Origin of the sequence: Roseobacter sp. OBYS 0001, assembly GCF_019654895.1 — a bacterium.
GTDB lineage: Bacteria > Pseudomonadota > Alphaproteobacteria > Rhodobacterales > Rhodobacteraceae > Roseobacter > Roseobacter litoralis.
In genome coordinates, this window is record NZ_BPES01000002.1 from 17,280 (window position 1) to 29,717 (window position 12,438).

Genomic DNA, 12,438 nt, shown 5'->3' on the forward strand with positions numbered 1-12,438 from the left:
ATGTTGAAAAGCAAGAATACATTTGAAAGGAACAAGACATGCGACGACAAACGCGGACCATCGCAATTTTCATCGGATTGATGTGTCTGGTTCGTTTCTCACTCGGCGCTGTAGGATATGTTGCACCGGGCTTCCTGATGCTGGAGCTGGGCGCGTTGCCTGATGAAAATTTGCAGATGCCCTATGTCGTGCGCGTGTGGGCCATTCGCGATATGGTTATCACAGTGCTAGTGGTCATTGCCACGCCTGCAACTATCGTCCCACTGCTGATTGGCTGCATCGTCATCGACAGTGTTGATATTTTGACGGCAGTCTTGAGCGGTCAGTCGGGAGCCTATACAGCCAGTGAAACAATCAGCCTGACGATGACCGCCACACTCGCCCTAATCCCAGAGACAATCGCGCTGGTTCTGATTTTACGAAACCGGCGACTGTCCACTATCCGGCAAGTGTAATGATGGCCGACCAAACCTCCGCGCCCCGACCTTAATATGTTCCAAAAAATCCTAACTCTAGAGTATACGTAAGCCACCTTGATCAAAGTAACCAAAAGAAGTGATTCAAAATCCAATCAGCTGTTCGAGGTTTTTGGCTCTTTTGTGATGGCAGACATGCGCTGCGACGCAGAAACGACGCACTCCGGGCTCGCTACCGCCATTGGAGCAAGCGCAGCATCTATGCGCATTTCGCTCGGATGAGGAACGGCCCAAAGCTGCCTCTCGCGTTAAATCGGCCATGCTGAGGTGCGGCCCATCAAACCAGCCATGCGCTGCAACTGCACTATCGGGTTCGCGGTGAACTCACACTATGCGAAACAAACCGGACATTCGATGTTCGACCTTTGCTCACGCACCATTCCCTCGCTGTTGCAGCAGAATTTTTGCTGCATTGCAGCCTCTCGCGTTAAATCGGCCGTTCAATGTGACCAATCCAAGTTGATTTCAATTCGGTGTTTCGCGGTGTCTTAGCGATGCATGCTTGCTTTCAGAGGGGGAAAGCTGAGGACGCGCGTCCAGTCATAAGGTCGCCAAGGCTCTCGTGCCGGCATCATTTGACGTTTGAACGCCAAAGGGCCAACGCACAAAGAGCATGGATTCGCCCGCAATATCATGGACGAGCAAGGTGTGCGCTAAATCACCAAGGGGGCAGTTCAGGACGATTTGTCCCTTTCGCTGGGCTTTTGCGACGACATGAACGTCAAATGGAACATCGGGATGACACGTTTGTAGGTGTGCGACGATTTGGGGGGCTGCGCCAACAGCCATATAGAGAGCGACACATGTACCCGGTTTGATGTCCTTGATCGCATCGGGCACCGTAAATCCGCTTTGGCGGTGCCCTGTGGTCAGCACAAGTGTGTCGATATTGCCTCTTTCCGTGAGGCTTTGGCCGACGCTCGCCGCCGCCGCACAGGCCGCCGTAACACCGGGCACAATTTCAAACGGGATATCGCTGGCTTTGAGGGCATCGGTTTCCTCAGTACTGCGTGCGAATACTCCGGGGTCACCGCATTTCAGGCGCACCACCCTTTGCCCACGTTTGGCGGCAGCGACAAGCGTTTGAGTGATCTTTTCTTGCGGCCAACTATGACACCCCGGAGACTTACCAACATAGATGCGTTCAGCGTCGCGGCGTGCCAGTTCCAGAATTTCGGGATCAAGAAGGCGATCATAATAAATGACATCTGCTTCTTGCAGGCGCTGAACGCCGCGCAGGGTGATTAGATCCTTCGCACCGGGCCCCGCCCCCACAAGGCTAACGCTACCGCCCTTTGTGGCCCCAAAGTCACCTGTCTCGATGGCCGTTTTTATCAGCTTGGCTGCTTCGCGTTCGGCCCCGCCGGAAAACAATTGGCGCGGTGTGTCATTGAACACCCAGCGCCACAAGTCCCGCCGCGCGCGAGGTCCGAGACGCGCCGCCGCCGCCCCGCGCATACGACCCGCAAGGGCCGCAAGATCGCCAAGGCGAGGTTCAAGTGCCTCTTCCAATTTGGTCTTGATTTGGCGCGCCAGCACGGGGGCTGTGCCTTCGGTGCCAATGGCGACAACCACAGGGTCACGATCCACAATTGACGGCGTGATGGCGTCACACAGCCGGGGCTGGTCCACCACATTTACCGTCGCGCCGCCCGCTTTTGCCAGCGCATGCAGCGCCATGTCGATACCGGGGCACCCCGAAGCGATGAACACCAGCGCGGTATCTGAAAACGTGTCGGGCGTAATGGGGCCAGTTTTATGTGTGATCCGCCCCTCAACCACGAGGCCCGACAATTCAGGGTCGAGCGCCGGTGCCCAGATGTCGACCATCGCTTCGGTTTTGAGGATCAGCCTTGTTTTTTGCGCGGCTTGTTCGCCACCACCGATGATGACAACACGGCGACCTGCCATTTGCAGGAACATGGGGAAGGTTCTCATGCGGACAAGCTTTCTGTGTGATGACGCGCGTCCCACAGGTCCTGCGCGATCTGATGTGATTTATCGGGGGTTGGTGCCGCCTTTGGCGTCCAAAGCGCAAGCCCGGCCTCTCCGATGGCCGCGACCTGCGCCTGACGGTTGCGGTCGGACGGATGAAACGTGCCTTGCACCGCGGCAGGTGCGGCGCTCCGCGTCAGGATCGACGCCATCGCACCTTGCGTGGCAACCGTCATTGTCCACGCACGGCCCTTGCCACGTGTCAGGACCTGAACAAAGGGCGCGAGGGTCATTCTGCCGCCATCGGAAGGTGAGCCTGCGCCAGGAGAGCGGTCAATTCAGGCTTACAGGATCCACAGTTGGTGCCTGCACAGGTTGCTTCGCCCAAAGCGGCAACACTGTGCGCGCCATTCGCAACGGCAGCCAACAGAGTATTTCGGCCCACGTTGAAACATGCACAAACGGTTGCGCCCACATCTGGCCGGTCAGAGGGACTGCGTCCTGCCAGAGCGACAAGCGGTGGTATCTGTGTGCCGATCATATCAACGATCGCCATGCGCGACACGACAACAGGGGTCGGCGCGGCAAAGAGCAGCGCTGTGATTTGGCCGTTCTGCGTTATGGCGATGCGTGTATTTCCAGTGGCGGGGTCCGTTTGGATGGATGCATCGCCCCCCGGCTGTCCACTTAGATCCCGCACCTCGGTTTCCCAATCGCTTGGGGTTTTTGCGCTCGCCAGTTCCACCTGCCAGCCCGTTTGCGTGCGCGCGATGGCAGCGTAGGGTGTTTGGGGGTCGGGCTCATTGATACAGGCCAAAAACCCGTACCACTTCGCCTTATATAGCTGCGCGGTCACGGCGTTCGATTTCAACGCAGGTTGGCCAGAAAACGGGTCCACCCGTGGCGCCGTGACACTGTTCACGGTCCCTGTTGTCGTGCGTTGACGTGTCCAATGCATCGGCGCGAAAAGCTGTCCTTGCGCCGCGCGGGAGGTGACGAGCGCGCGCAAAATCGCTCGACCATAGATGCTTTCCACTGTCATCAAAGCGCCGGGGGTGACGCCCAATTCAGCCGCGTCAGTGGGGTTTACCTCAACATAGGGTTCGGCGAGATAGGCGCATAACCGCGCCGATTTTCCCGTCCGCGTCATCGTGTGCCACTGGTCACGGTTGCGCCCTGTGTTGAGCGTGAACCGTGGTTTTGACAATACCGGCGCGGTCACCGCGATCATGCGGGCCTTGCCGTCGGGGTGAAAAAAACGACCGTTCGCAAAAAACCGATGATCATTTCGCGGCCACTGTGTCGGGATCAGACGGGCATAATCGGCATCAGCAAAAATGCTCAGATCCAGATCACGCGCGATATGGGAGGCGGCCTTGTCCAGCGCTACGTATTCCGCAAAGATATCGGCAGGTTTTTGGTAATCAAAGGCATCGCCAAACCCCATACGCACCGCCACGTCGCTCAGGATCTTCCAATCGGGCCGCGTACTTCCCGGGGCCGGCAAGAAAGCCCGTTGACGCGAAATACGGCGTTCGGAGTTGGTGACGGTGCCGTCCTTTTCACCCCACCCGGTGGCTGGTAAAAGAACATGAGCAAGATCGTTGGTATCTGTCTTTTCCATGATGTCGGACGTGACGACAAATGGAACCTTGGCGATGGCAGCTGAGACGCCGTCAGAGTCGGGCAAGGACACAGCAGGATTGGTCGATATCACCCAAAGCGCCTTGATTTTCCCGTTCGCACAAGCCTCAAACAGATCGACCGCCTTCAGGCCGGGTTTTGTGCAAATGGTCGGGCTGTCCCAGAATTCCTGCACCACCTGTCGATGCTCTGCGTTGTCCAATTCCAGATGATTTGCCAGCATATTGGCAAGCCCCCCGACTTCGCGACCGCCCATCGCATTGGGTTGACCGGTGACAGAAAAAGGCCCCGCCCCCGGGTGCCCGATGCGGCCCGTCGCCAAATGACAATTCAGGATGGCGTTGACCTTGTCAGTGCCACAGCTGGCTTGGTTCACCCCTTGGGAATAGATTGTAACGACCCGTTTGGTCCTTGCCCAAAGGTTAAAGAAATTCGCCAGTTCCTGAGGGGTCAAACCGGATTGGGACGGATCAGACGCGCGCGCTGCGTCGATCGCAGCAGATGTGCCGTTCACGTGGTTCTTGGTGAATGCCGCATCCAGTTTGTTCGTATCAGCCAGATGCGCAAGCAGCCCATTGAACAGCGCGATATCACCATCAGGCGCAATTTGAAGATGCATGTCCGCAAGGTCCGTCGTGGCAGTGCGGCGCGGGTCGATGTTAACGACATGCATGCCGGGCCGCGCCTCTTTCGCCGCCGCAATGCGCTGATACAACACCGGATGGCACCACGCGAGGTTGGACCCAACCAGCACGATCAGTTCAGCCTGTTCCAAATCAGCGTACGTGCCCGGAACCGTATCCGTGCCAAATGCACGTTTATGTCCGGCGACAGATGACGCCATGCACAACCGCGAGTTGGTGTCGATATTCGCGGCACCAATGAACCCTTTCATCAGCTTGTTGGCGACGTAATAATCCTCGGTCAACAATTGTCCAGAGGCATAAAAAGCCACGCTTTCGGGGCCATGTTCGGCAATCGCAGCACTGAATTTCTGCGCCACCAGATCAAGGGCAGTGTCCCAATCGGCATCCGCGCCGTTCACCTTGGGGTGCAAAAGTCGTCCTTCAAGATCAATCGTTTCCCCTAACGCCGCCCCCTTGGAGCACAGCCGTCCAAAATTCGCCGGATGATCAGGGTCCCCTTTGATCGTGCCATCAGCCCCAGCCAGAACCCCGCAGCCCACGCCGCAATAGGGACATGTGGTGCGGGTCACGCTCATGCGGCCACCCGCGCCCGCAAAAAGGCGCGATCCAGCAGAATGCGCCCGTTCTCAACGCGCGCGGGATAAGTTGCGACGCGGCCCTCGTCCGCGCCCTGTGCGCGCCCGGTTTCCAGCGAAATGACCCAGTTGTGCAGCGGACAGGTCACTGACTTTCCGTGCACGATCCCTTCGGCAAGGGGCCCGGCTTTGTGCGGGCACGCATTGTCGAGTGCAAATACCTCATCCTCAGCCGTCCGAAAAACCGCCACGCATCCAAAAGCGGTCTTTACCATTCGTGCCCCCCGCATCGGAACGTTTTCAAGCGGGGCAATATCAATCCAGTCCGTCATTCTGCGGCCTCCAACGTCAGGTTCGCCAAAGGCTGATAACGATCCGCTTTGGTCTGCGTGTGTTCTGCCCAAGGATCTTTGCGATAGATCGACTGGCTCAATTCAAACCGGTCAACCAAAGCTGGACCTTCGGCCTCAACACGTTCCTTGATCCAATCAAGACCCACTTTGCCCATCCATTTGTAGATACGATCAAGGTATTTGGCGTTCTCACGATAGAGCTGGGTCACAGCCTTGATCACATCAATCGCCGCGTCTTCGGTGGCGACCTGCAACAACAGTTCGGTCTCGCGCACATCCATCCCCGCCGCACCGCCAATGCTGATCTGATATCCGCTGTCGACACAGACAACGCCGATGTCCTTGCACGTTGCCTCCGCGCAATTTCGCGGGCAACCGGACACACCGAGCTTGAGTTTATGTGGTGTCCAAGACCCCCAAAGCTCCCTTTCCAACTTGATCCCAAGACCCGTGGAATCCTGCGTGCCAAAACGGCAATGATCCATCCCGACGCAGGTCTTGACCGTGCGCAAACCTTTGGAATAGGCGTGGCCCGACACCATGCCAGCCGCGTTCAGATCGGCCCAGATATCAGGCAAATCCTCGCCCTTGACACCCAACAGATCGATACGCTGCCCGCCGGTGACTTTTACCGTGGGCACCATGTACTTGTCGGCGGCATCGGCTATCGCGCGCAATTCGTTGGGTGTGGTGATCCCGCCCCACATGCGCGGTACGACACTGAACGTGCCGTCTTTCTGGATGTTGGCGTGTTTGCGTTCGTTGATGAAACGGCTTTGAGGGTCGTCCTGATATTCCAACGGCCAATCAGCCAGCAGATAAAAGTTCAGCGCCGGGCGACACACATGGCACCCGCACGAAGTCTTCCACCCGCATTCTTGCCAGACGGCGGGCATCGACATCAGGCGCTGTGATTTGATCATGCGGCGCACGTCCTCATGGGTCATGTCGGTACAGCCGCAAATGGCCGCGGCCGCGGGCATGACGAAATCATCGCCCAGCGTGACGGCCAGCACCTGTTCAACCAGCCCTGTGCAGGTCCCGCAGGACCCCGATGCCTTGGTGGTTGATCGCACGGCACCCAGATCAGAGGCCCCCGCTGCGATCGCGTCTTCGATTTGTCCTTTACAGATTCCGTTGCAGCCACAGATCTCCGCGTCACGCGGTAAGGCTGCAACAGCTGCTAAAGGGTCCAGGGGGGTCCCCCCTTGATAGGCGGGGCCAAAAATCAGCGTATCGCGCATATCGCTGATATCGACCTTGTCACGGATCAGGCCGAAAAACCAATTGCTGTCAGCGGTATCACCATACATCACCGCGCCCATGATCACGTTGTTTTCAATCACCAAACGGCGATAGACACCGCGCGCCGGATCGCGAAACACAATGTCTTCGCGGCCTTCACCATCCGCGAAATCGCCCGCGCTGAACAAATCACAACCCGTGACCTTCAGCTTGGTAGATAGCTCTTTTTGAACGAATTGCGCAGGTTCCCCGATTAACGTACGCGCCGCCACCTTGGCCTGATCATACAGCGGGGCCACAAGCCCAAAGATCGCCCCGTCGTGTTCCACACACTCGCCCACGGCCAAGACATCCGCGTCAGATGTAATCATCTGATCATCCACATGGATGCCCTTGCCAACGGCCAGTCCGCAGTCTTTGGCGAGCTTGACATTCGGTCGAATACCAACAGCCATAACCAGCAGGTCACAAGGCAATTGCGTCCCGTCATCGAGCAACAGCGCCCTGACGCGGCCATTTTCGCCCAGAATTTCTTTTGAATTTGCGGTGCACTTCACTGTGATCCCTTTGTCCACCAGTGCCTTGCGCAGCAGATAGCCCGCCGCTTCATCCAACTGGCGTTCCATAAGGTGCCCCATGATATGCACCACGGTCACATCAACACCGCGCGCGGCCATACCTGCCGCCGCCTCAAGGCCCAACAACCCACCACCAATAACGACGCACTTGTGATCAGGTCCAAGGTCCATCATCCGCTGCGTGTCTTCCAGATCACGGTAGGCGATAACGCCCTCAAGATCATGTCCGGGCAACGGGATCGTGAACGGGTTCGACCCCGTCCCGAAGACCAGCTTGTCGTAGGCAAATACCTCTCCGGTATCGGTCGTAACCGTCCGGTTTTCGCGGTCAATGTCCTGCACAAAACAACCAAATCGCGTTTTTATGCCGTTCAAATCGTACCATTCGTGGTCGTGGGTGACGATTTCATCGTACGTCTTTTCACCTGACAAGACCGGCGACAACATGATGCGGTTGTAATTCCCGCGCGGCTCGCCGTTGATCAACGTGATGTCGTAATTCGCCTCGGCCTCGATCAAGGTTTCAAGCATCCGCCCCGTGGCCATGCCCGCGCCGATGATGATCAGTTTCTGTGTCATACCGATTACTCCGCTGCAATTGATTTGGGCTTGGGTTTCGCGCCGTGTTCGTATTCCTCAAGAAAATCAAGAACCTCTTGGCGGTAGGCGTAGTAATCTGGATGTTCCAAAAGCGCCTTGCGGGTGCGCGGACGTGGCAATTTGACGTCGGTGATTTTGCCGATTGTGGCCTGCGGCCCGTTGGTCATCATCACCACGCGATCCGCCAGCAAGATTGCTTCGTCGACGTCATGGGTGACGCAGATTGCGGTCACTTTGGTGCGCGACCAGACCTCCATCAGGACTTCTTGCAACTCCCAACGGGTCAAACTGTCGAGCATTCCAAAGGGTTCATCCAGCAGTAACAACTTTGGCGATAATGCAAAAGCACGCGCGATTCCAACACGTTGCTTCATACCGTTTGACAGGGATGCGGCCCCTTTGTTCATGCTGTCGGCCAGACCCACCCGTTCGAGGTAATATTCAACAACATCCTGTCGTTCCGCTTGCGATGCGCGCGGGTAAACTTTGTCCACACCAATCGCGACGTTTTCCTTGGCAGTTAACCATGGAAACAGATTGGGCGATTGAAATACGACGGCACGTTCCGGGTCCGCGCCTTCGACATTCCAGCCATCGAGCCGGATCGCCCCCTTGGAAATCGGGTTGAGGCCCGCAGCCATCGTCAACACCGTGGATTTGCCGCAGCCGGAATGCCCGATGAGCGAAACAAATTCCCCTTTGTTGATCTTGAGGTCGAAATTCTCAACCACCGTAAGTGGCCCCTTGGGCGTCGGATAGACTTTGTCCAATTGCGAGAAATTCAGGAACTTCTCCTCAATTCCGCCGCTCTGCGCTTTAGCAACGGCGGCGGGCAAACCGTGGATGGGTGTCACATTGGGCAAAGCGCGCGTTTCTTCGACTTTTGATGCGATCCCGACGTCCATCAGGTAGGTCGTCACCCGCGCGCGCAACGCCTTAAACGACGCGTCGTTGTTCATCGCGATCCGATCACGCGGGCGGGGAATGTTGACTTTGAATTCATCGCCAAGCGTGCCGTCAGGGTTCAGCGCAATGATCCGGTCGGCCAGAATGATGGCTTCATCCACGTCATTTGTGATCAAAACACAGGTCTTTTTATCCTTGTCCCAGATCGCTTCAATCTCATCCGCCAGATTGGCGCGGGTCAGCGCATCAAGTGCAGACAGCGGCTCGTCCAGCAGCAACACTTCAGGATCCATCGCCAGCGCACGCGCCACGTTGACCCGTTGGCGCATGCCGCCCGACAATTCCGCAGGGCGGCGCGTGGCAGCGTGGCTCAAGCCCACCATGCCAACATAATGGTCGACCTTGGCCGCGCGCTCGGTCTTGGGCAGTTCCGGAAACATCGTATCCACCGCCAGCGCCACGTTGCCGTTCACCGTTAGCCACGGCATCAATGAATAGCTTTGGAAGATCACACCCCGTTCGCGTCCCGGTTCCACGATCGGCGCGCCCTTGAATGTGACCGATCCGGTGGTGGGGTATTCAAGCCCAGCCATCAAGTTAATCAACGTCGTTTTTCCGGTGCCCGAAAACCCGAGGATGACAACGAATTCCCCCTCCGCCACATCAAGGTTAATGTCTTTGAGCACCGGTGTGTCGCCATAGTTCTTGGACACGTTTTTCAGTTGTAGAATGCTCATGCCACTCACCGATTGTTCGAGAATGTGAACATGGATTGAAGCGCATACATGACGCGGTCCAACAGGAACCCGATGATACCAATGGTGAACACTGCGACCATGATACGGGCAAGCGATTGGGACGATCCGTTCTGGAATTCATCCCAGACAAATTTGCCAAGGCCGGGGTTTTGCGCCAACATTTCAGCCGCGATCAGAACCATCCAACCCACACCCAAAGACAATCGCAGCCCCGTGAAGATCAGCGGCAGGGCCGACGGCAGCACCAGCTTGGTGATCTTGGTATATGTGTTCATTTTCAGCACGCGGGACACGCTGACGAGGTCCTTGTCGATGCTGCTGACACCGAGGGCCGTATTGATCAGGGTGGGCCAGAGCGAGCACAGCGTGACCGTAATGGCGGACACAAGAAACGATTTCTCGAACCAACCGTCGTTGGTGGTGTAGACGGCAGACACGATCATGGTGACAATCGGCAACCAGGCCAGCGGGGACACGGGTTTGAAGATTTGGATCAGTGGGTTCAGCGCTGCGTTTGCGGTGACGGAGAGCCCCGCCGCGATGCCCAGTGGAATGGCCACAATCGACGCGATCATGAAGCCGAAAAACACCGTTTTGATCGACGTCCAGATTTGATCGTAATAGGTTGGTTTGCCAGTATAGATACGGTTGCGCACGGCGTCGGTATCGCCGTTTGCGATCGCTTCTGCGTTGCGTGCATCCTGGCGTTCGTAAAACGCAGATTCGCGCTCTCCTTCACGGATCGCGTCTTGACGTAACTCACCCACCTGCTCCCAGACCTGCATGGGTCCCGGCACAGCACCAAGCGATGTCTGCACAGTCGGCGCAAGGGTGGCCCACATTGTCACAAAGACCGCAATCGCAAGCAGGGGCACACCTAACAGACGCCAGATTTCGCCAGCCTGTGCACGCGGATTATCCCCCGCTGCAGCTTTCAAGATGGGTGTTACCCAAGACAGGCCAAGCACGCCAAACCATGCGTCGGCTTTGTTAATGCGAGCAAAGCGGCGTGCACGGCGGGTTTCGGCGTCAAAGGAGGTGGGGTCAATCGCGGTCATATCGGGTGTCCAACTGCTGCTTTTGAAAAATGGGATATGCCCGCCTCACGACGACACAAGGCGGGCTGCTTTGATTTAGCCTTGGATTTCGCCATCCAGAACGGTCTGTCCGGACTTCAGTCCAATTGGCAGGCTGTCGATGTAGGCGTTTGGTGCGCGGCCATCATAGGGAATGGCGTCGATGATATCGCTGGCAGGCGTCGGGTCTTTGAAACCGTCGGTGTCCCACGGGAAATCGGCCTCATTCGCCATGCCCTCATCAACCAGCAGACGCGCAGCCTCGAGGTAGATGTCAGGGCGGTAGACGTTGGCGGCGGTCTCAAAATACCACGCGTCCGGCATGGTTTCCGGGATTTGGCCCCAACGGCGCATCTGCGTCAGATACCAGATCGCGTCCGAATAGAACGGATAGGTCGCGTTATAGCGAAAGAAGACGTTGAAATCTGGTGCGGGGCGCACGTCGCCTTTTTCGAACTCGAAAAAGCCCGTCATGGAATTGGCAATGACTTCGGCATCTGCCCCGACGTATTCAGGCCTCGACAGCATCTCGACCGCTTCTTCGCGGTTTGCGTTGTCGTTTTCATCCAGCCAGATCGCCGCGCGGATCAAGGCCTTGGTCAGGGCGGTCGTGGTGTTGGGGTAATCTGCGGCAAATTCAGCCGTGATGCCGAAAACCTTTTCGGGGTTGTTCTTCCACATGTCGTAATCGGTGATCACTGGAACGCCAATGCCCTTGAACACAGCCTGCTGGTTCCACGGTTCACCGACCGCGTACCCAAAGATCGTGCCTGCTTCCATCGTGGACGGCATTTGTGGCGGCGGTGTTACGGACAACAAAACATCCGCGCCGATTTGACCTGAAATGTCCTGCTCGCTGTAAAACCCGGGCTCAAGTCCACCCGCAGCCAACCAGTAGCGGATTTCGTAGTTGTGAGTGGACACAGGGAACACCATGCCCATGTTGAAGGGCTCACCACGGTCGAGATACTCCTCGACAACAGGCGCCAATGTGCTCGCACTGATGGGATGTTGCGGGTGACCATCGTCCATCAAAGGCACATTCGGGCGCATTTGGTCCCAAATCTCGTTGGAGACCGTGATCGCGTTGCCATTTAAATCCATTGAAAACGGCGTGATGATATGGGCTTCGGTGCCGTAGCCGATTGTTGCTGCCAAGGGCTGACCGGCCAGCATATGCGCGCCGTCCAACTCTCCACTGATCACGCCGTCGAGCAGAACTTTCCAGTTTGCTTGCGCCTCAAGGGTCACGAACAGACCCTCGTCCTCAAAATACCCGAGCTCATATGCCACCGCGAGCGGGGCCATATCCGTTAGTTTGATAAATCCCAGTGTCAGGTCTTCTTTTTCAAGATCCAAAGACTGGGCCACCGCAGTGGAGGCCAACAAGCTGGATGTTGCCAGTAAGATCGCGCGTGTCTTTTTCATCGATTATTCCTTTTCAAAACCCAGGTGGGAAAACAAAAAAGCCGCACGTAGAGATCACGGGGGAGGAGGTCCGTGGTCTATACGAGCGGCTTTGCTCTTGGGAGGTGCGCTACCTACATCGGCCAGCGCGTGTTTGCGGGCGTCGTTGCCCCTTACTCGGATGGTGAACCAGCGAGAGCTGCGAGCGCAATCTTTTTGCTGCGCCGCCGCATGAATT

The 12,438-nt window shown here is 57.0% G+C and carries 9 protein-coding genes; 1 reads left to right on the forward strand and 8 read right to left on the reverse strand.

Annotated features, from left to right (window positions below; translation table 11 throughout):
- The first annotated feature begins 38 nt into the window (after positions 1–38).
- Positions 39–455 carry a hypothetical protein gene (locus K5Q35_RS05565; protein WP_220798790.1) on the forward strand — a complete coding sequence of 139 codons (417 nt, stop codon included), beginning with the start codon at positions 39–41 and terminating at the stop codon, positions 453–455.
- Positions 456–1,016: 561 nt separating this feature from the next.
- Here the strand turns inward: K5Q35_RS05565 and cysG are convergent.
- The 8 genes from cysG to K5Q35_RS05605 form a co-directional block, all read right to left on the reverse strand.
- A complete protein-coding gene (gene cysG / locus K5Q35_RS05570; protein WP_220798791.1) occupies positions 1,017–2,414 on the reverse strand; it encodes a siroheme synthase CysG in 1,398 nt (465 codons plus the stop codon).
- The gene (locus K5Q35_RS05575; protein WP_220798792.1) at positions 2,411–2,704 is read right to left on the reverse strand and encodes a hypothetical protein; all 294 of its coding nucleotides are present in this window, start codon (positions 2,702–2,704) and stop codon (positions 2,411–2,413) included. Before K5Q35_RS05575 ends, cysG begins: the two co-directional genes overlap by 4 nt.
- Positions 2,701–5,277, reverse strand: a complete 2,577-nt coding sequence (locus K5Q35_RS05580) for a nitrate reductase (protein WP_220798793.1) — start codon at positions 5,275–5,277, stop codon at positions 2,701–2,703. The genes K5Q35_RS05575 and K5Q35_RS05580 overlap by 4 nt, the downstream gene beginning before the upstream one ends.
- Positions 5,274–5,609, reverse strand: coding sequence for a nitrite reductase small subunit NirD (gene nirD / locus K5Q35_RS05585; protein ID WP_011570216.1), 336 nt, complete (start codon positions 5,607–5,609; stop codon positions 5,274–5,276). The genes K5Q35_RS05580 and nirD overlap by 4 nt, the downstream gene beginning before the upstream one ends.
- Positions 5,606–8,032 carry a nitrite reductase large subunit NirB gene (gene nirB / locus K5Q35_RS05590; protein ID WP_220798794.1) on the reverse strand — a complete coding sequence of 809 codons (2,427 nt, stop codon included), beginning with the start codon at positions 8,030–8,032 and terminating at the stop codon, positions 5,606–5,608. Before nirB ends, nirD begins: the two co-directional genes overlap by 4 nt.
- Before the next feature lie 5 nt (positions 8,033–8,037).
- A complete protein-coding gene (locus K5Q35_RS05595; RefSeq protein WP_220798795.1) occupies positions 8,038–9,696 on the reverse strand; it encodes an ABC transporter ATP-binding protein in 1,659 nt (552 codons plus the stop codon).
- Between the two features lie 5 nt (positions 9,697–9,701).
- Positions 9,702–10,775: an ABC transporter permease gene (locus K5Q35_RS05600; protein ID WP_220798796.1), complete on the reverse strand. Its 1,074-nt coding sequence runs from the start codon at positions 10,773–10,775 to the stop codon at positions 9,702–9,704.
- A gap of 75 nt (positions 10,776–10,850) precedes the next feature.
- Positions 10,851–12,221: a CmpA/NrtA family ABC transporter substrate-binding protein gene (locus K5Q35_RS05605; RefSeq protein WP_220798797.1), complete on the reverse strand. Its 1,371-nt coding sequence runs from the start codon at positions 12,219–12,221 to the stop codon at positions 10,851–10,853.
- Positions 12,222–12,438: the final 217 nt, after the last annotated feature.